General features: G+C 67.5%; 22 protein-coding genes and 1 tRNA gene. 14 read left to right on the forward strand and 9 right to left on the reverse strand.

Translation table 11 applies throughout. The features are described from left to right. Positions 1-65 precede the first annotated feature (65 nt). From obgE to MU582_07450, 8 genes are all read left to right on the forward strand, one after another. Entirely contained in the window at positions 66-1,646 is a 1,581-nt protein-coding gene (gene obgE, locus MU582_07415) for a GTPase ObgE (GenBank protein ID UPK76453.1), read from the forward strand. Beyond that, positions 1,646-2,797 (forward strand): glutamate 5-kinase, encoded by a 1,152-nt coding sequence (gene proB, locus MU582_07420; GenBank protein ID UPK76454.1) that lies wholly within the window; start codon positions 1,646-1,648, stop codon positions 2,795-2,797. The genes obgE and proB overlap by 1 nt, the downstream gene beginning before the upstream one ends. A gap of 33 nt (positions 2,798-2,830) precedes the next feature. Next, positions 2,831-3,190, forward strand: coding sequence for a hypothetical protein (locus MU582_07425; protein ID UPK76455.1), 360 nt, complete (start codon positions 2,831-2,833; stop codon positions 3,188-3,190). Between the two features lie 23 nt (positions 3,191-3,213). Next, entirely contained in the window at positions 3,214-4,476 is a 1,263-nt protein-coding gene (locus MU582_07430; protein UPK76456.1) for a glutamate-5-semialdehyde dehydrogenase, read from the forward strand. Between the two features lie 228 nt (positions 4,477-4,704). Then, positions 4,705-5,310 (forward strand): nicotinate-nucleotide adenylyltransferase, encoded by a 606-nt coding sequence (gene nadD, locus MU582_07435; protein ID UPK77131.1) that lies wholly within the window; start codon positions 4,705-4,707, stop codon positions 5,308-5,310. Next, entirely contained in the window at positions 5,307-5,669 is a 363-nt protein-coding gene (gene rsfS / locus MU582_07440; GenBank protein ID UPK76457.1) for a ribosome silencing factor, read from the forward strand. Before nadD ends, rsfS begins: the two co-directional genes overlap by 4 nt. Further along, complete coding sequence (locus tag MU582_07445; GenBank protein UPK76458.1) at positions 5,666-6,313, forward strand: histidine phosphatase family protein; 648 nt, start codon at positions 5,666-5,668, stop codon at positions 6,311-6,313. The genes rsfS and MU582_07445 overlap by 4 nt, the downstream gene beginning before the upstream one ends. Before the next feature lie 110 nt (positions 6,314-6,423). Further along, positions 6,424-6,496: transfer RNA gene (locus tag MU582_07450), tRNA-Ala, on the forward strand. 122 nt (positions 6,497-6,618) lie between these two features. On the opposite strand, the gene MU582_07455 is transcribed toward MU582_07450, so the two are convergent. The 6 genes from MU582_07455 to MU582_07480 form a co-directional block, all read right to left on the reverse strand. Further along, a complete protein-coding gene (locus MU582_07455; GenBank protein ID UPK76459.1) occupies positions 6,619-7,908 on the reverse strand; it encodes an ArsB/NhaD family transporter in 1,290 nt (429 codons plus the stop codon). A 37-nt stretch (positions 7,909-7,945) separates the two neighbouring features. Further along, positions 7,946-8,395 (reverse strand): CBS domain-containing protein, encoded by a 450-nt coding sequence (locus tag MU582_07460; GenBank protein ID UPK76460.1) that lies wholly within the window; start codon positions 8,393-8,395, stop codon positions 7,946-7,948. Positions 8,396-8,720: 325 nt separating this feature from the next. Then, on the reverse strand, positions 8,721-9,359 hold the full coding sequence (dhaL, locus tag MU582_07465; GenBank protein ID UPK76461.1) for a dihydroxyacetone kinase subunit DhaL: 639 nt from the start codon (positions 9,357-9,359) through the stop codon (positions 8,721-8,723). Between the two features lie 21 nt (positions 9,360-9,380). Then, complete coding sequence (locus MU582_07470) at positions 9,381-10,382, reverse strand: dihydroxyacetone kinase subunit DhaK (protein UPK76462.1); 1,002 nt, start codon at positions 10,380-10,382, stop codon at positions 9,381-9,383. Between the two features lie 33 nt (positions 10,383-10,415). Then, positions 10,416-11,093 carry a dihydroxyacetone kinase subunit DhaL gene (dhaL, locus tag MU582_07475; GenBank protein ID UPK76463.1) on the reverse strand — a complete coding sequence of 226 codons (678 nt, stop codon included), beginning with the start codon at positions 11,091-11,093 and terminating at the stop codon, positions 10,416-10,418. Beyond that, a complete protein-coding gene (locus MU582_07480; protein UPK76464.1) occupies positions 11,077-11,850 on the reverse strand; it encodes an aquaporin family protein in 774 nt (257 codons plus the stop codon). Before MU582_07480 ends, dhaL (MU582_07475) begins: the two co-directional genes overlap by 17 nt. Positions 11,851-11,992: 142 nt before the next feature. On the opposite strand from MU582_07480, the gene MU582_07485 reads away from it, so the two are divergent. Beyond that, complete coding sequence (locus MU582_07485; GenBank protein ID UPK76465.1) at positions 11,993-12,742, forward strand: IclR family transcriptional regulator; 750 nt, start codon at positions 11,993-11,995, stop codon at positions 12,740-12,742. Between the two features lie 88 nt (positions 12,743-12,830). After that, positions 12,831-13,175: a DUF3817 domain-containing protein gene (locus MU582_07490; protein ID UPK76466.1), complete on the forward strand. Its 345-nt coding sequence runs from the start codon at positions 12,831-12,833 to the stop codon at positions 13,173-13,175. Positions 13,176-13,180: 5 nt separating this feature from the next. On the opposite strand, the gene MU582_07495 is transcribed toward MU582_07490, so the two are convergent. After that, positions 13,181-13,609, reverse strand: a complete 429-nt coding sequence (locus tag MU582_07495; protein UPK76467.1) for a CoA-binding protein — start codon at positions 13,607-13,609, stop codon at positions 13,181-13,183. A gap of 65 nt (positions 13,610-13,674) precedes the next feature. Here MU582_07495 and MU582_07500 point away from each other — a divergent pair, with 65 nt between their 5' ends. Further along, positions 13,675-14,100, forward strand: coding sequence for a hypothetical protein (locus MU582_07500; protein UPK76468.1), 426 nt, complete (start codon positions 13,675-13,677; stop codon positions 14,098-14,100). Positions 14,101-14,249: 149 nt separating this feature from the next. Next, positions 14,250-15,080, forward strand: a complete 831-nt coding sequence (locus tag MU582_07505) for a DUF3800 domain-containing protein (GenBank protein UPK76469.1) — start codon at positions 14,250-14,252, stop codon at positions 15,078-15,080. Positions 15,081-15,083: 3 nt separating this feature from the next. Here MU582_07505 and MU582_07510 read toward each other — a convergent pair whose 3' ends face one another. After that, the gene (locus tag MU582_07510) at positions 15,084-15,617 is read right to left on the reverse strand and encodes a DinB family protein (protein ID UPK76470.1); all 534 of its coding nucleotides are present in this window, start codon (positions 15,615-15,617) and stop codon (positions 15,084-15,086) included. Positions 15,618-15,804: 187 nt separating this feature from the next. Between MU582_07510 and MU582_07515 the strand changes: the two genes are divergently transcribed. After that, the gene (locus tag MU582_07515; protein UPK76471.1) at positions 15,805-16,386 is read left to right on the forward strand and encodes a Fe-S cluster assembly protein HesB; all 582 of its coding nucleotides are present in this window, start codon (positions 15,805-15,807) and stop codon (positions 16,384-16,386) included. Between the two features lie 37 nt (positions 16,387-16,423). Here MU582_07515 and MU582_07520 read toward each other — a convergent pair whose 3' ends face one another. Further along, the gene (locus tag MU582_07520) at positions 16,424-16,867 is read right to left on the reverse strand and encodes a hypothetical protein (protein ID UPK76472.1); all 444 of its coding nucleotides are present in this window, start codon (positions 16,865-16,867) and stop codon (positions 16,424-16,426) included. 89 nt (positions 16,868-16,956) lie between these two features. Between MU582_07520 and MU582_07525 the strand changes: the two genes are divergently transcribed. Continuing rightward, positions 16,957-17,835 (forward strand): TetR/AcrR family transcriptional regulator, encoded by an 879-nt coding sequence (locus MU582_07525; GenBank protein ID UPK76473.1) that lies wholly within the window; start codon positions 16,957-16,959, stop codon positions 17,833-17,835.

Consider the following 17,835-nt stretch of genomic DNA (forward strand, 5'->3'; position numbering starts at 1 on the left):
GTCTGGGGTGGGCCGCAGTTGGCGGCCCACCCTTTTCGTACTCTCTGAGCCCGACAGGAGCAGCCATGGCCGTACCGACCTTCGTAGACACCGTGACGCTGCACGTCAGCGGTGGGGCAGGCGGTAGCGGTATCGCATCGGTTCACCGCGAGAAGTTCAAGCCGCTCGGCGGCCCCGACGGCGGCAACGGCGGTCATGGCGGCGATGTCGTCCTGCGGGTCGATCCCGATGTGACGACGCTGATCGACTTCCACCATGAGCCGCACCGACGCGCCGAACGCGGCGCGCACGGCCGGGGCGGCAACCGCAGCGGGTCCGACGGACAATCGCTGGTGCTGAACGTTCCCGACGGCACCGTCGTGCGTGACACCGACGCGAACGTGATCGCCGACCTCGTCGGTGCGGGCACCGAGCTCGTCGTGGCCGCCGGCGGACGCGGTGGGCTCGGCAACGCGGCGCTGGCATCGTCGAAGCGCAAAGCGCCGGGGTTCGCACTGAAGGGGGAGCCCGGCGAGGAACGTACCGTCACCCTCGAGCTGAAGGTCGTCGCCGACATCGGGCTGGTCGGCTTTCCGAGCGCGGGCAAGTCGAGCCTGATCGCGGCGCTGTCGCGGGCACGGCCGAAGATCGCCGACTACCCGTTCACGACGCTCGTCCCCAACCTCGGCGTCGTCGTCGCGGGTTCGACCACGTTCACCGTCGCCGATGTTCCCGGGCTGATCGAGGGCGCTAGCGAAGGGCGCGGCCTCGGCCATGACTTCCTGCGCCACGTCGAGCGTTGTGCGGCAATCGTGCACGTCATCGACTGCGCGACGCCCGAGCCCGGACGCGACCCGGTCAGTGATCTCGACGTGATCGAGTCGGAGCTGTCGGCGTACGGCGGGCTCGACGACCGCCCGCGGATGGTCGCACTGAACAAGCTCGACGTGCCAGATGCCCGCGAGATCGCCGACCTCGCGCGCGCCGACCTGCTCCAACGCGGTTACGAGGTGTACGAGATCTCGGCCGCGAGCCACGACGGGCTCAAGGAGCTCGCGCACGCGATGGCGGGGATCGTCCGGGTCAGTCGCGACTCCCGGCCGGTCGCGGAGCCGACCCGGATCGTGCTGCGACCACCCGGGCAGGGCGGTGACGACGACTTCACGGTCGAGCGGGTCGGCGATCAGTGGTTCGTACGCGGCGAGAAGCCGGTGCGCTGGGTTCAGCAGACCGAGTTCGGCAACGACGAGGCAGTCGGCTTCCTCGCCGACAGGTTGGCCCGGCTCGGCGTCGAGGAGCGACTGCTGACGCTCGGAGCGGAGCCCGGCGACGACGTCGTGATCGGCCCCGAGGGTGACGCTGTCGTCTTCGACTTCGACCCGCAGGTCGAGGCCGGCGCCGAGATGCTCGGTCGCCGCGGCGAAGATCACCGACTCGACCGGCCCACCCGGCGTACGACCAAGGAGCGGCGCGAGGAGCTCGCCGCCACGCGAGAGTTCGAGGCCGGCGCCGAGATGCTCGGTCGCCGCGGCGAAGATCACCGACTCGACCGGCCCACCCGGCGTACGACCAAGGAGCGGCGCGAGGAGCTCGCCGCCACGCGAGAGTTCGAGGCGTCCGCGCGCGCGGCACGTGAGGCCGAGGTAGACACCGAGAGCGACGACTGATGCGGGTCGTCGTCAAGGTCGGTTCGTCGTCGCTGAGTACGGCCGACGACGGAATCGACAACGCACGCCTGACCGCGCTGGTGAATGCGCTCGCCGATGCGCGCTCCCGTGGTGATGAGGTGGTGCTCGTCAGCTCGGGCGCGATCGCGTCCGGCATCGCACCGCTGGGCCTGCGCGGTCGTCCGAGCGACCTGCCCACGCAGCAGGCGGCCGCGAGCGTGGGGCAGGGCCTGCTGGTCGCGCACTACACCGAGCGTTTCGCGAGGCACGGCTATGTGGTCGGGCAGGTGCTGCTCACCCTCGACGACGTCACCCGGCGCAGTCACTACCGCAACGCGTACCAGACGCTCGCGAAGCTGCTCGAGCTCGGCGTACTCCCGATCGTCAACGAGAACGACACGGTCGCCACCTCCGAGATCAGGTTCGGCGACAACGACCGTCTCGCGGCGCTCGTCGCGCATCTGGTGCATGCCGACCAACTCGTCCTGCTCTCCGACGTGAACGCCTTGTACGACGGCAGGCCGCAGAGCCCTGGGTCGGCGCCGATCACCGACGTGTACGGCGAGGCCGACCTAGAACGCGTCGACCTGAGCTCGACCGGCTCGAAGGTCGGTACGGGCGGCATGGTCACGAAGGTCGAGGCCGCGCGCATCGCCACGGGGGCCGGCATCCCGGTGGTGCTGACCGACGCCACCCATGCTGCCGATGCGCTGAAAGGCAGCGAGGTCGGCACTCGGTTCCATCCGACCGGGCGCCGCCGGCCGACCCGCCTGCTGTGGTTGGCGCATGCGACCGAAGGGCGTGGTCGCATCGTCGTCGACGACGGAGCCGTACGCGCGTTGCGTGACCGCGGTGCGTCGCTGTTGCCGGCCGGTATCGTCGCCGTCGAGGGCGAGTTCGTCGCCGGTGACCCGGTCGACCTGGTGGCGGCCCGCGACGACGACGGCGATGCCGCCGAACCGGAGATCGTCGCCCGGGGGATCACCAACTACGACAGCGCTGAGGTGCCCAGGCTGATCGGCCGGTCGACCAAGGATCTCGCGGCCGAGCTCGGCCCGCAGTACGAACGCGAGGTCATGCACCGTGATGATCTGGTCGTACTCGCGCGCCCTGAGCGCGGCGCCGATGGTAACGAATCGGATGCAACCTGACCCCGCAGCGAGCGGGTGTCTAGGTTAGGTCCCATGAACAACGGGCCCGAGCGGCTGTGGCATGTGACAGTGACGGTTTCGGGCACCCCTCATGCGGCCGATGTCGTACGGGATGCGATGAGCCGACTGGGCGAGCAGCACGCGTTCCTGCATTCGATGCGTTACGCGACCGACCGGGCGGAGATCGCGTACTGGGAGCAGGCGGCCGAGATGCTCGATGCGGCGGCGATGGCGATGCGGGTCTGGAACGAGCATCGGGCGAGCGCCGGGCTTCCCGCCTGGGAGGTCGTCGGCCTCGAGGTTCTCGAACGCGACACGTTCCAACGAAGGGCCCCCGCGAGCGCGGGTCCGGCCGTCGGCCTGCACCGTCCCTCGCCGACCCCGTTCCCGTGACGGCGGTCTTCTATTCTTGAACAGTGACTGACGACACGGCGCGTACGCACGTCCAGACCCAAGCCCGTGCCGCGAAGGCGGCTTCGGCCGACCTCGCTGTTGCGACGCGCGTGGCCAAGGATGCTGCCCTGCATGCGATCGCCGCAGCGCTGACCGAGCGGCGTGACGAGATTCTTTCGGCCAATGCCGAGGATGTCGCCGCCGCCCGAGCCGACGAAACGCCGGAGCACATCATCGACCGGCTGCGGCTGGACGCCGACCGGATTCAGGCGATGGCCGACGGTGCTCGCGACGTCGCCACGCTGCCCGACCCGATCGGCGAGGTCATCCGTGGGTCGACGCTTCCGAACGGTCTGCAGCTGACGCAGTTGCGGGTGTCGATGGGCGTCATCGCGATGATCTACGAGGCCCGGCCCAATGTCACGGTCGACGCCGCCGCGATCTGCCTCAAGGCCGGCAGCGCCGTACTCCTTCGCGGATCGTCGTCTGCGCGGCGCTCGAACGCAGCGATCGTCGGCGTACTGCGCGACGCCGTCGAGTCGGCCGGACTTCCGGCGGATCTGATCTGCCAGATCGACCCGACCGACCGGGCGACGACGGAGCACCTGCTGCGGGCCCGGGGGCTCGTCGATCTCGCGATCCCGCGGGGCGGCGCGGGTCTCATTCAGATGGTCGTGGAGCGCTCGACCGTGCCCGTGATCGAGACGGGCGTCGGCAACTGCCACGTGTACGTCGACGCCGACGCCGATCTCGACAAGGCGCTCGACATCTTGGTCAATGCCAAGACCCATCGCCCGAGCGTCTGCAATGCGGCGGAGTCCCTGCTGGTGCACAAAGCGGTCGCCGACTCCTTCGTTCCGCGCGCGATCGTCGCGCTCAGCGAGCACGGCGTGCGCGTGCACGGCGACTCGACGTTCCAGGCGGCGTCCAGTGAGGTCGTGCCGGCGGAGGCCGACGACTGGTCGCGGGAGTACCTCTCACTCGACCTGTCCGCGGCAGTCGTCGAGTCACTGGACGACGCCGTCGAGCACATCCGTACGTACTCCTCCGGGCACACCGAGGCGATCGTGACGGAGTCGATCGACGCTGCCCGCCGGTTCTCGCTGCTGGTGGACGCGGCCGCGGTCATGGTCAACGCGTCGACCCGGTTCACCGATGGCGCGGAGTTCGGCTTCGGCGCCGAGATCGGCATCTCGACGCAGAAGCTGCATGCGCGGGGTCCGATGGGGCTCACCGAGATGACGACCACGACGTACGTCGTCACCGGATCGGGTCAGGTGCGCTGAGTCGTACGCCCCTGTCGGCGCGAGCGCCCGGACAGGATAGATTGGGCCCATGTCGATTCTCGCCGAAGCCGCCGAGCACGGCCCCGATGTGAACCCGTGGGTCGTCGGCATCGTCGTCCTGGCCTTCTTCCTGGTCCTGATGTTGAGTGTGCTGTCGTTCGGTAAGGGCCGCGAACACAGCTGATGAACCTGCCCCACGCTTCCGGGCAGCGCCCGCGGATCGGCGTCATGGGCGGTACGTTCGACCCGATCCATCACGGACACCTCGTCGCCGCGAGCGAGGTGCAGGCGTGGTTCGACCTCGACGAGGTCGTGTTCGTTCCGACCGGCGAGCCCTGGCAGAAGTCCACCCGTAAGGTCTCGCCGGCCGAGGACCGCTATCTGATGACGGTCATCGCGACCGCCGCCAACCCGAGGTTCTCGGTCAGTCGGGTCGATATCGAGCGTGGTGGACCCACGTACACGATCGACACACTGCGCGACCTGGAAGCCGAGTACGGCGACGCCGAGCTCTACTTCATCACGGGTGCCGACGCGCTGGCCGCGATCGTGACCTGGCGAGAGCCGGGCGAGCTGTTCGAGTTCGCCCACTTCGTCGGGTGTACGCGACCCGGCCACCAGATCGACGCGGCGACCCTGCAGGGGTTGCCGAGCGATCGGGTGACGATCGTGGAGATCCCGGCGTTGGCGATCTCGTCGACCGACTGCCGCGAGCGTGTTCAGCGCGGTGAGCCGGTCTGGTACCTCGTACCGGACGGCGTCGTCCAGTACATCGGCAAGTACCGCCTCTATCGTCCGTTACCCGACCCCGCCGAGCAGGAGACCCGACCTTGACGGCAACCGACCAGGCGCTCGAGCTCGCCCGTACGGCGGCCCGGGCTGCCGATGAGCGGCTCGCCGAGAACGTCATCGCGTTCGACGTATCCGAGCAGCTCGTGATCACCGATGTGTTCTTGATCTGCTCGGCGAAGAACGACCGGCAGGTACGCGCGATCGTCGACGAGGTCGAGAAGCAGTTGCTGGCGATCGGAGCCAAGCCGGTCCGCCGCGAGGGTCAGCGCGAGGGGCGCTGGGTGCTGCTCGACTTCGCCGATCTGGTCGTGCACGTCCAGCATGAGGAGGAGCGGTCGTTCTACGCGCTCGAGCGCCTGTGGAGCGACTGCCCGACCGTTGATCTCGGGGTCGGCGAATGAGCCGGCAGCTGATCCTCTGGCGGCACGGCCGAACCGAATGGAACGCCTCGGGGCGAGTCCAGGGGCAGACCGACGTACCGCTCGACGAGGTCGGCATGGCGCAGGCGGCCTCGGCAGCAGCGCGGCTCGCATCGCTTCGCCCCGACCGAATCGTCAGCTCCGACCTGTCTCGCGCGTACGTCACGGCGCAGGCGCTCGCCGCGTTCTCCGATCTCGAGGTCGAGGTCGATACCCGCCTGCGCGAGATGAACTTCGGTGTGCGTGAGGGCCTGACGATGCAAGAGGCGAAAGCCGCTCATCCCGAGCTGATGAGTCGCTGGCTCGCTGGTGAAGACATCGCGATGGACGGCGCTGAGACGTACGCGCAGACCGCGGAGCGCGTAGCTGCGGCCATTCGCGCCGCGGTCGACGTGATGGGCGATGACGAGACCGTCGTACTCGTGGCGCACGGTGCCGCGATCCGGGTTGGTACGTGTGCGTTCCTCGGTCTACCGCAGGAGCACTGGCGCTCGCTCGGCGGCTTCAACAACTGCGCCTGGGCCGCCCTGCAAGACACCCGTCACGGGTGGCGCATCGCCGAGTGGAACGCCGGCCAGCTCCCTGAGCCCGTGCTCTCCGACGAGATGCACGACGCCAACGGCTGACTCGTCGGTCTTGCACCGCTGACTCGGCGGTTCTGCACGGCTGAGTCGTCACTTCGGCGGAGGCGATTTCGTACGGGTGGGGCCGACGATATATAGTCGACTCCGCATCTGGGGCTATGGCGCAGTTGGTAGCGCGCCTCCATGGCATGGAGGAGGTCAGGGGTTCGAATCCCCTTAGCTCCACAGCTCGGTCTCAAGAGATCGGCGACAAGGCCGGACCGCATCGGGGTCCGGCCTTTCGCGTTCTCGAGGGTAGTCGTGGTCGGGTCGATGGTCAGTGTGCGGCCGAGGCCGTGACTCACCGGTCAGCCCGCGAAATAGCGAAGGTACACATAGATCCACGCCAGCACGGCGCTGAAGATCGTGACCGGGATGCCGTACTTCGTGAACTGCCAGAACGTGATCGGGTGGCCCGCTCGGCCGGCGAGCCCGATCGCAACGACGTTGGCGCTCGCGGCAACCGCGGTTCCGTTGCCGCCGAAGTCGGCGCCGAGTGCGAACGCCCACCACAGGGCATTGCCGGACTCCGGGTCGTCGATGTGGTCGTCGAGCCCTTCGACGATCGGTGCCATCGTTGCGGCGTACGGGATGTTGTCGAAGAAGGCGCCGAGCGCGGCGGATCCGAACAGCAGAGCGGTAGCGGCGCTGAAGTAGTCGTGCCCGATCACATCGACTGCCCAGTTGCCGATGCCGGAGATGACGTTCGTGTGACCGAGACCGGCGACCATCACGAACAGCCCCATGAAGAACACCAGGGTCGGCCACTCGACCTCGCTGAGCACATCGGAGATGTCGACTTCCGTCACGAGGAGCATCACCCCGGCGCCGACGAGCGCCACGATCGACGGCTCGACGTGTACGACGGCGTGCAGGCAGAAGCCGACGATCACCAGCCCCAGGACGGACAGACAGCGCACCAGCAGGCGTACGTCGGTGATCGCCCTGCGCTCCTGCAGCGCCATGACGGCCTCGACGTGCTCGGCGTTGTAGTCGAACGACTTGCGGAACAGGAACCAGCTCAACCCGACGAAGGCGATGAAGACGATCACGACGATCGGCGCCATGTGGATCAGGAAGTCATTGAAGGTCAGCCCGGCACGGCTGGCGATGATGATGTTCGGCGGGTCACCGATCAGGGTCGCGGCTCCGCCGATGTTGGACGCGAGCACCTCGGCGATGATGTACGGCTGCGCTGCGATGTGCAGGCGGTTGCACACGACGATGGTCACGGGAACGACCAGCATGATGATCGTGACGTTGTCGAGGATCGGTGACGCGATCGCAGTGATCGCCATCAGCAGCACCATCAGGCGGTACGGATGGCCGCGTGACTTCTTCGCCGCCCAGATGCCGAGATAGTCGAACAACCCGGTCTGCTTGATCACACCGACGATGATCATCATGCCGAGAAGCAGGAAGATGACGTTCCAGTCGATGCCTTCGTGTTCGGAGAAGAACACTTCCGACCCCGGGATGAGGCCGAGCACGGCCATCGCGCCCGCCGCAACGAGCACCACCTTGACCTTGTCCACCTTCTCGGTGGCAATGAAGTAGAACGCGACGACGAAGATCGCGAGCGCGATCGCCGCGCTCATCTGCGCCGCCCACGTACGAGCGGGGCTTCGCCCGCCGCTACTCGGGCACGGTCAGGATGTCCAGAAGTCGGTTGAGCGTGATTGCCCCGATCAGTACGCCCGCCTTGTCGACAACCGCGACCAGCGGACTGCGCTTGCGCAGCATCGAGGTGGCCAGTTCGAGCATCGTGGCATCGGGCAGCGCCGTGACGGCCTTCTCCGGTTTGGGAGGCAGACAGTCGCCGACGGTGCGGTTGCCCGGCTCCTGCCAGAACAGGTCGGCATGGGCCTCGTCGATCGTACGGACCAGTGCCGGGTCGTCCTGGTAGCTGTGCAGCACGGCCATCCGAAGCACTTGGGTTCCGGGAATCACGAGCCGCGGTTTGCGGTTCTCGTCGATGACGATCAGGCCCGGCAGATGATTCTTGGTCATCACACGTACCGCATGCGAAACCGGGTCGCCGAGCGTGACCGTCGGAACCTGCACGGCGATGTCGCTTGCCCGCATGACACCTATCCCTTGCGCTGGGCATGGCTCGAACCAGGGGCGCATCTGACGCCGGTGACGACGATACGCGCGGACCCGTCCTCTGTGGCGCCAGGCATGGCGATTGGTGCGAGCCCGTTATGAGCGACGCTGTGGCAGGGCCTCGCCACAGATTCCAACGTCGTGCATGGGCGGTCGGTAGTGGCATGGCGCGGGATTCCCGCCTGTCGATCGAGCCTCCGCAGGAGACAGCCGCATGGCGACTCGTAGGGACGCCGCCATCCTTTCATACTCGATTCGACGACCGGACACCTGTGCGAGCCGCCGCCCCGTCGGCCATCGGCTATCAGGTTCGAGCTGGGACCTCGCCCCCTGCCATCACCGCTCCGGCCTCGAAGAACATCGCGACCATGGCCGCTCCCGGATCGAGTACGCCCCGACCGAGCTCGCCGACGTAGCTCGCCCGGCCGCGAGCGGCGACGATGTCGGCGGTCGACTGCGCTCCCGCTCGCGCCGCTGTCGCGGCCTCGTGCAGCGCGCGTTCGGTCGTGCAGTCGGATCCGGCGAGCGCTCCGAGCGCATCCGCGGCCGGTGAGATCGCGTCGACCATCGTGGCGTCGCCGACCGCGGCTTTGCCGAGCCGCTCGACGGCTGCGAGGCCGTTCGCAACGCCCCGTGCGAGGGCCTCGACGGTCAGCTCGTCGGAGTCGAAGGCGTTGCTCATCTCCCGGAAGAACATGCCGAACAACGGGCCGCTGGTCCCGCCGGTGGCGAGGAAGCCGGTTGAGACGGCCGTGAACACGGCGCGCGGGGACGCGTCGCTTCGCGAGGGGAGCGCCTGGTCCACTCGGGTCAGCGCCGACGCGATGTTGGTGCCGAAGTCGCCGTCACCGAGTTGGCGGTCGAGGTCGGACAGCTGCTCCTGCGCACCGGCAAAGCGGTCGGAGAATCCGACTATCCAGTCGTAGGCGTTCGTTCCGTTCACAGTTCGTACCTCTTCTCGGATCTACCAGGTAAGTGCGGGCGTACGCACCGGGGCGTCCCATGCGCCGACGAGGGCGTCGTCGGCGACGGTCAACGTGACCGAAACGCCGTGCATGTCGAGTGACGTCACGTACGACCCGACGAGGGAACGCGCGACGGTGATGCCCGCAGCGTCCAAGAGTCGGTGGACGTTTCGAGCAACGATGTTGAGCTCGAGCGGGGACGCCCCGCCGAGGCCGTTGACGATCGCAATGACGGCGGCGCCGCGGTTGAGCTGCAGATCGGCCGCGAGCGGAGAGACCAGTTGCTCGGTCAGCTCGTCCGCAGAGGCGTACGAAACGCGAGCGGTGCCTCGTTCGCCGTGGATTCCGACGCCGAACTCGACCTCGTCATCGGATAGGTCGAAGGCGGGACGGTCGGCGCCCGGGTGCGTACAGGCTTCGAGCGCGAGTGCCAGGCTCCGCGAGCGCGCGGCGACATCCCGGCCGATCTTGGCGACGATGGCCAGCTCGGCTCCGGACTCGGCTACGGCGCCGCAGACCTTCTCGACGACGAGCGTCGCCGCGGTGCCCCGGCGGCCCGGTCCGTCCGCGCTGGCCGAAGCGAGGTCGTCGTCGACGAGTACGGCCTCGACCACGGTGTCTTCCTCGGCGGTCAGCTCCGCGGCGATCTGGAAGTTGAGCACGTCGCCGGTGTAGTTCTTCACGATGTGGAGCACGCCGGCGCCGTTGTCGGCGAGGGTCGTGCCACGATGGATCTGGTGCGCCGTCGGGCTGGCGAAAAGAGCTCCGCACACTGCTACGTCGAGCATTCCGTTGCCGACGAAACCGGCGTGAAGGGGTTCGTGTCCGGATCCGCCGCCCGAAACCAGCGCCACCTTGTTCGCTGCCGGTTTGGTACGCGAGACGAGCTGCATGGCGGGATCGAGCGTCACGAGGGAGGGGTTGACGCTCGCGAGACCTTCGAGCGCCTCGCGTACGGCAGAGTCGGGTTCGTTGATCAGTTGTCGTTGGCTTGTCGGCATGGGGTCTCCAGTCGTCGCAGGTGGACGTTGCGGTCAGGTGGCGGACACGGTGCTGAGGGGTGCGTACGAAGGGCGTACCTGCGCCAAGGCGCGGAAGAGCAGCTCGGCCGATGCTGCACCGGGATCGAGATGGCCGACGCTGCGTTCTCCGAGGTAGCTCGCGCGGCCCTTCCTCGCCAACAAGGGCGTGGTCGCGTCGCGCCCGGACATTGCGGCGCGATGGCAGGCGCGCAGAGCGGTGGCGAGCGAGGCGCCGTTGCTTGCCGAGCCCTGCATTGATCGGGCGACCGGCGCCAGGACGTCGACGAACGTTTTGTCACCGGGGCCCGCGTGTCCGCGGTCGATGACGCTGGCCAGTCCGCTCTCGAGCATGCCGGCGAGTGCGGTGACGTCGACCGCGGCCCATTTGCGCATGCCTGCGGCCATACCGAGGAAGAACGAGGCGTACAGCGCGCCACCCGCTCCGCCGGCGGTCTCGCGAATCGTTCGGCCACAGATGCTGATGAGCTCGCGCGGGCTCTCCGGCTGGGCGCTGTCGAGGCGGCGCAGGACGGCAGTGGCGCCGGATTCCAGGATCGTGCCGTGGTCGGCGTCGCCGATGGCCGAATCCAAGGCGTTCAGCCAGGCCGAGTTGCGGGCCACCTCGTCGGCGAATCCCTTGAGCCAGCACCCGAGGTCGTCGACGTCGAACAGGTCAGACCTTCTCGCCATCGTGGACTGACCCCCCGTCCTCGATGCCGAGGGTCAGCTCCTCGGGCTTGTTCGCCGGCACCCGGACGAGGAGCAGGAACACTGCACCTGCGACGATCCCGCCGAGCAGTTCGGCACTCACATAGACCGGCCACTGCTCCCAGTGCACGCTTGCGTCGAAGAGCTGCTGAACGACCATCGGACCTGTTGTCCGGGCCGGGTTGATCGACGCTCCGGTTGCGGGCGCGATCGGCACGATTGCCGCGAAGACGACCAGACCGATCACCAGTCCGGCGAACCCCGGTGTTGCGTTGCTATGCGTCACGCCGAACACGGTTAAGACCAGAATGAAGGTGCCGATGAACTCGGCGGTGAACGCCTGTCCGACCGGGATTCCCTCGTACGAGGCGACTCCAAGGCCGAGGTCGCTCGCGTGGGTCCCGAGCGCTCCTACGATCGCCAGTGCTCCGACGCCGGCGCCGACGACCTGCGCGATGAGGTAGCCCGGAACGGATCGCCAGGCGAACCTGCCGGTCGCGGCCAGAGCGAGGGTCACGGCCGGGTTGATGTGGCAGCCCGAGATCGAGCCGAAGACGTACACACATGCGATGACGGCGGTCGCGAAAGAGAGCGCGACGAACCCGACACTCGCCATCGTGAAGGGCGTCGTGCCGTTGAGGATCGTTGCGGCCGGGACGGACCCGACGCCGATGAAGATCAGGAAGGCGGTGCCCAAGCACTCGGCTCCCAGCCGTTGCCAGCCGGCAGGTGTGCCCATTGCCACCTCCCATTTTTCGGTAATGTCGAATAGTATTCGTGATGGATGAATGAAACAGGTCCGGTACGGTTGTGTCAACCCCCCAGGTGCGAAGGTCGGCCGACGACCGGGTAGTCCGCTGCGGCAGGAAGGGAAGACCGGCATGATCCAGTCGATCGACCGCGCCGCGAAGGTGCTCGGTCTCCTCGGCGGCGCACGTCGCCTCGGCATCACCGAGCTGTCCGGCGCGCTCGATCTGCCACCGCCGACGATTCACGGGATCGTCAAATCGCTACAGGCGCACGGCCTTGTTGCCAAGGAGCCCGGCGGGGTTCGTTACATGCTCGGTCCGGCATTGCTGAAGCTGTCCAGTGTCTATCTCGACTCGCTCGAGGTGCGTTCGCGCGCGATGCACTGGATGCACGGGCTGTCCGAGAAGGTCGGCCTCGCGTCCCGCATCGGCGTCGAGCACTTCGGTGAGGTCCTCGTCGTGCATCATGAGCCGCGGCCCGACGGCACTGCGCAGATGCCCGAGACCGGAATCGCGATCCCCAGTCATGTCTCGGCCATGGGGAAGGTGCTCTTGGCGTATGACGACGACCATGCCGCGGAGGTGCTGTCGCGTCCGCTTCGGAGTCTGACCGGTGCCACGCTCACCGAGCCCGACGCGTTGCGCGGCGAGTTCGCCGATATTCGCAGCAACGAGATCGCCTTCGAGAACGAAGAGGCGATCGTCGGCGAGGTGTCTGCCGCTGCACCGGTCTTGGGTGGGAGTGGTCAGGTGGTTGCCGCCCTAGCGGTCGTCGCTCCGTCGAGCGGCTGGCCGCTCGACGACGCTGTCGTCGCTGGGGTGAGGGATGCGGCGCGGAGCATCTCGCGGGAGCTGGGAGGCACTGCCTGGTCGGCCAGGTGACTGCGCCGAACATCGGGTCCGCGTGGCAGACCTACTACGCAGTGTCGTAGTGTGGTCCGTACTGTCGCCGCATGCCAGGAGAGCACGAATGAGCACCACCCAACGCCCAGCGACCGGTCGCGCCGTCGCGTGGTTCCGCGCGATCGCGATCGCTGAAGCCATCTCGTGGGCGGGGTTGCTGATCGGCATGCTGTTCAAGTACGTGCTCAGCGACAACGAGATCGGCGTACAGATCTTCGGGCCGATCCACGGCGCCATCTTCGTCGCGTACGTCGTGGCGACCTTGGTCGCCGGTCGCAGTTGCGGCTGGAGTAAGCCGGTGACACTGCTCGGGCTCGTCGCGAGCATCCCGCCGTTCGCGACATACGTATTCGAGGTCTGGGCCGAGCGCACAGGTCGGTTGCGTACGCCGGACGCCGTCGCGGTGTCGTGACCGCGTCACCGCCCGAGTCGGGGTCCTTCGATCGCCGGGCAGGCGTCCATCACGACATCGAGACCGGCGGCCTCGGCGCGCGCCGCGGCCGTCTCGTCCACGACGCCGAGCTGCAACCACACCGCACCCACCCCGAGATGGTCGCGCTCCGCGATGGCGTCGTCGACCACGCCGCCGACCCGCTTGCTGTTCACGAAGCAGTCGACCACGTCGATCGGGCCGGGCACATCGGCCAGCCGCGCGTACCCGGGCTCGCCTTGCCATGCCTCGGCGCGCGGATTGATCGGCACGATCCGCATGCCGAGGCGGTCACGGATGAACTCCGCGACCCCGTACGCGACGCGGTCGGTGTTGGCGGACAGGCCCACCACCGCCCACGTTGCGGGACTCGTCAGGAGGCGCCGGATCGTGGCGGAGCTGTTGACGTGTTGCATCCATCAACCCTCACATGCACCGACACGTCGTCGTCATCGGGTCCGCCTCATCGGTAAGGAGAAGCATGGAGACCTCAGTCGCGGTCGCGACCGCGATCACCTTTGTCTGGTTGGGAATGGTGCTCGGGATCTCTTTCCTGGAGACGCCGTTGAAGTTCCGCGCGCCCGGGGTCACGATCCCGATCGGTCTTGGCATCGGGCGGCTCGTCTTTCGCGCACTCAACACCGTTGAGGCAGTGCTCGCAGTCGTTCTCGTCGTCGCACTCATCGTCGGTGGGTCGGCGAGTACCGCAGCGGTCGCCGGGGGAGTGGCCGTACTGCTGCTGCTCGCGCAGCTGGCGCTCGTACGCCCGCGGTTGACGAAACGATCCGACCGGGTGCTCGCGGGCCAGGACGCTCCGCGTTCGCATGCGCATCTGGCGTTCGTCGGGTTGGAGTCGGCCAAGGTGGTCGCCCTGCTTGTCGCCGGGGTCGCACTCCTCGCCGGGTGAAGCTCCAAACCGAAAATGCGGTGGCGTCGTCGCCGCCGATGTTCGATGATCCTGGTATGGCCGACGCCGACCTCTGACCGGTTACGTATCCGCCCGAGCCCTCGACCCGATGGCTCGGCAGGCGACCGTGTCGGCAGGAGTCGAACATTTTGCACAGCATCGAGTACGAGACGGCACCGATCGAGATCGCGTGCGACGAGTCGGGATGGTCCGGCGAGAACCTCCTCGACGGCAACACCGACGTGTTCGCGCACGCGAGCGTACGGCTGAAGCCCGAGCACGCTGCATGGATCGTCGACGAGGCACGTCGGCGCATTCGCTCGCCCGCGACGGAGTACAAGGCAAACCACCTGCTCCGGACGAAGCACCGGCGCGTCCTGGAGTGGTTCTTGTCCGAGGACGGCCCGTTGAGCGGATCTGGAAGTGTCTACCTCGTCGACAAGCGCTACCTCGTCGTACGGAAGCTCATCGAGTTGGTGACCGGCGGATCTGACGGGGAAGTACCCGACTCTGCCGCCACAGACCTCTACCGCAGAGGCGAGCGTACGTTGGGTCATGACCGTTGGACTCGGTTGCTCACCGACGCGCAAGAGCAGATCCGCGATGTCCGTCACCCTCCCGGGCCGGCCGATCCCGTCCTGGACCCCCTGCCGACGGCGGTCGTACGCTCCGCTCAGCGCTGGAGCGGCAACCGGCAAGTATTGATCGTGCACGATCGCCAGTCCACGTTGAAGGGTGCGCGTCTCGCGCACGTCGTCGAGGATTCCGGGTCGGGCGTGATCGCCGATATCCGGTTCGCTGCCGCGTCATCGGATCCTCGGATCCAGGTCGCGGACTTCCTGGCCGGAACCGCCCGCGCGATCTCGTCGAACGAGCTGAAGGGGAACGGCGATTCGACACTCACCGACCTCGTCGCACCCTACGTCGACCCGGCGTCACTCTGGGCGGACGAACGGAGCGCATCTCGGTTGTTCCGCTGACGCTCAGGTCTCCGCGTTGCTTGCGATCTGCTCGATGCTGCGGATGTGATGCACGCCTTCGTGCGCGGCGTTGCGTACGAACCAGAGCGCCGTTCGGCGCTCGCCGGGGAGGCGGGTCGCGGTGCGCGTCCAGCCGTCGTCCTTGACCCGCGCGACCTCGTCCCCGAAGCCGTCTACGACCAGTTCGAGCTCGACCAGGACCGACAGGAGGTCGAGCTCGTTGTGCCGGAAGCGCCTCGTACGAAGGTCGTTGAGCATGGGCTCGAGCACTGGATCGTCCTCGGTACGTACGCGGTGCAAGCGAATCGTCGAGCTCACGTACACGTCGCGAAGATGGCACACCAACTCCAGGACCGACCAGACGTCCGGTTCCGGGCGGTGGCGTGGGTCGGCGGCCATGTGTGCCGTCGACCGTGCCCGATCGGGTACTGCTCGAACGATGCTCAGTGCCTCCGGGGCGCCCAGCTTCGCGTACGTGAAGCCGCACTCAACGCATTCGTGGTCTTCACCGGGAAGCGGGTTGATTGCTTGGTCCATCACAGGATTCTCTCCCGCGCCGATGACTTCTGTGGGATCGCGTCGTCTGATCACCAACCGACCAGCGCAACGACCTTTGACTGGGGAGCACCATGCCGCACGGCGGGGTGCTCGCGGTGCCCGATTTGTCCCGGGGGGGGGGAGTCGGGCCCCGCTGCACGCGGCACGAATCTGGGAGACTCTGACCATGGCCCTTCATCTCACCGGCGACACCACCGCCGACCGCCTGCTCGACGAGAACCCGCTCGCCTTGCTGATCGGCATGTTGCTCGACCAGCAGTACCCGATGGAGGCGGCGTTCTCCGGTCCGCACAAGCTGGTCGACCGCATCGACGGCTTCGACGCCGAGCGCATCGCCGCGTACGACCCGGACGAGTTCGCCGCGATCTGCAGCACGCCACCGGCCGTACACCGCTATCCGGGTGCGATGGCCAAGCGCATCCAGGCCGTATGCCGCGTCGTCGTTGACGAGTACGACGGTGATGCCTCGGGTATCTGGACGACCGGTGACCCCGACGCAAAGACGGTGCTGAAGCGGTTGAAGGCCCTACCGGGGTTCGGCGACCAGAAGGCCAGAATCTTCCTGGCATTGCTCGGCAAGCAGCGTGGCGTACGCCCGGTCGGATGGCGCGAGGCCGCCGGAGCGTACGCCGACGAGGGGTCTCGGCGGTCCATCGCCGATGTCGTCGATGAGCAGACCCTGCAGGAGGTACGCGCCTTCAAGAAGGAGCAGAAGGCCGCCGCCAAGGCGGCTAAGGCCACGAAGTAGCTCGCAAGCGGCTCTCCGGCTGGTACTCCGCGATCGGCTACCGCGAGCGCGCCATCCACAGCTGCACCAGCGCAACCAGCCCGGCGACGCACGGTAGCCACATCGCGGTGGCGAGGTATCCGGGCATCGGCACGTACGCCATGGCCATCGCGGCGATCAGGGCCAGGGCGAATACGGTGCTCGACACCCAGCGAATCCGTCGCCAGTCGCGACGCGCGGCGGTGGCCAGCCAGAGCCAGCACGCGATGCCGAGCCCGGCGATCACGTAGAGGCCGGCCGCAGTCGCCCCGGCCTCGGTGGCGACCTCACCGGAGGTGTAGTCCGGGTACTCCTCCCACATCGCGTCGCTGATGCCGTCGATCGCGATCTGGTCGATGAACGTGAGCACGGCGAGCAGTGCACTCAACGCGAGTCCTGCGTACATCGTCGCGGCGGCGCGATTCGTCGCGCCCGGAGTCCTGGTCGTGGTCGAGGTCTGCATCGCGGTCTCCTCCTGCTGGTAGCCTCAACCCCGTTGAAGCTTTGGACTTAGAACTTGAAACATCGTGTCTCAAAGGAGCGTACAGCGCAGTGAATGACGACGGCAACTCGCGTCAGGGGCCGACCCGCCGCCGGCGCCGCCTCTCCGACCAGGAGACCGAGCAGCGGATGGTCGATGCGGCCCTCGCCGTGGTGAACCGGATGGGGCTGACGGTCAGCCTGGAGCACATCAGCCTCGAGGACGTCATCCGTGAGGCCGGCGTCTCGCGTAGTGCGGTCTACCGGCGCTGGCCGTACAAGGACCTGTTCTTCAGCGATCTGCTCCGCGCGCTGGCCCGGGCGACGGGGCCGGCAGAGGTCCCCGATGCGCGGCCGTCGCTCGAGCACATTCGCTCGGTCGTTGTCGATCGGCCCGATTTGCTACGGACCGAGGAGGGCCGACACGCGCTGGCGGTCGAGATGCTGCGCATCGGCAATCTCACCGACCTTGCTGCGATGGCCGAGTCGACGGCGTGGCGTACGTACATGGCCCTGCACGCCACGTACCTCAGCCTGGACGACGGTGAGCTACGTGAGGAGATCGGCGAGAGTCTTGCCGAGTCCGAGCGTGCCTTGGTACGAAAGACCGCCAAGACCTTCGCGGGCTATCTCGACCTGATGGGCTACCGGGTCAGGCCCGAGTTGGACGCGGATGCGGAGACGGTGGCGGCGGTGACCATGCCGCTCATTCGGGGCGCGATCATCGTGGCGCCGGCGCTACCGCAGATCACGGCTCATAAGGTGCACTCGAGTCCGTTCGGGTCGCCGGGATCGGCCGAATGGTCGCCGGTTGCCATTGCGATGGCGAGTATCGCGCTGGCCTATATCGAGCCCGATCCGGACCTCGAATGGGACGAAGCCCGGGTTGCGCGCGTGCTTCTGGCCTTCGGCGAGTCGGCTGGGGTTGGCGCGCAGACCTCGCAGGAATAG

It is taken from the genome of Nocardioidaceae bacterium SCSIO 66511, assembly GCA_023100825.1.
GTDB lineage: Bacteria > Actinomycetota > Actinomycetes > Propionibacteriales > Nocardioidaceae > Solicola.

Bases quoted from the DNA above. Each gene is read 5' to 3' on its own strand.
- obgE (UPK76453.1), top strand. From the start codon at position 66: ATGGCCGTACCGACCTTCGTAGACACCGTGACGCTGCACGTCAGCGGT.
- proB (UPK76454.1), top strand. From the start codon at position 1,646: ATGCGGGTCGTCGTCAAGGTCGGTTCGTCGTCGCTGAGTACGGCCGAC.
- MU582_07425 (UPK76455.1), top strand. From the start codon at position 2,831: ATGAACAACGGGCCCGAGCGGCTGTGGCATGTGACAGTGACGGTTTCG.
- nadD (UPK77131.1), top strand. From the start codon at position 4,705: ATGGGCGGTACGTTCGACCCGATCCATCACGGACACCTCGTCGCCGCG.
- MU582_07445 (UPK76458.1), top strand. From the start codon at position 5,666: ATGAGCCGGCAGCTGATCCTCTGGCGGCACGGCCGAACCGAATGGAAC.
- MU582_07455 (UPK76459.1), bottom strand. From the start codon at position 7,908: ATGAGCGCGGCGATCGCGCTCGCGATCTTCGTCGTCGCGTTCTACTTC.
- MU582_07460 (UPK76460.1), bottom strand. From the start codon at position 8,395: ATGCGGGCAAGCGACATCGCCGTGCAGGTTCCGACGGTCACGCTCGGC.
- MU582_07470 (UPK76462.1), bottom strand. From the start codon at position 10,382: ATGCCGACAAGCCAACGACAACTGATCAACGAACCCGACTCTGCCGTA.
- dhaL (UPK76463.1), bottom strand. From the start codon at position 11,093: ATGGCGAGAAGGTCTGACCTGTTCGACGTCGACGACCTCGGGTGCTGG.
- MU582_07480 (UPK76464.1), bottom strand. From the start codon at position 11,850: ATGGGCACACCTGCCGGCTGGCAACGGCTGGGAGCCGAGTGCTTGGGC.
- MU582_07485 (UPK76465.1), top strand. From the start codon at position 11,993: ATGATCCAGTCGATCGACCGCGCCGCGAAGGTGCTCGGTCTCCTCGGC.
- MU582_07490 (UPK76466.1), top strand. From the start codon at position 12,831: ATGAGCACCACCCAACGCCCAGCGACCGGTCGCGCCGTCGCGTGGTTC.
- MU582_07495 (UPK76467.1), bottom strand. From the start codon at position 13,609: ATGCAACACGTCAACAGCTCCGCCACGATCCGGCGCCTCCTGACGAGT.
- MU582_07500 (UPK76468.1), top strand. From the start codon at position 13,675: ATGGAGACCTCAGTCGCGGTCGCGACCGCGATCACCTTTGTCTGGTTG.
- MU582_07510 (UPK76470.1), bottom strand. From the start codon at position 15,617: ATGGACCAAGCAATCAACCCGCTTCCCGGTGAAGACCACGAATGCGTT.
- MU582_07515 (UPK76471.1), top strand. From the start codon at position 15,805: ATGGCCCTTCATCTCACCGGCGACACCACCGCCGACCGCCTGCTCGAC.
- MU582_07520 (UPK76472.1), bottom strand. From the start codon at position 16,867: ATGCAGACCTCGACCACGACCAGGACTCCGGGCGCGACGAATCGCGCC.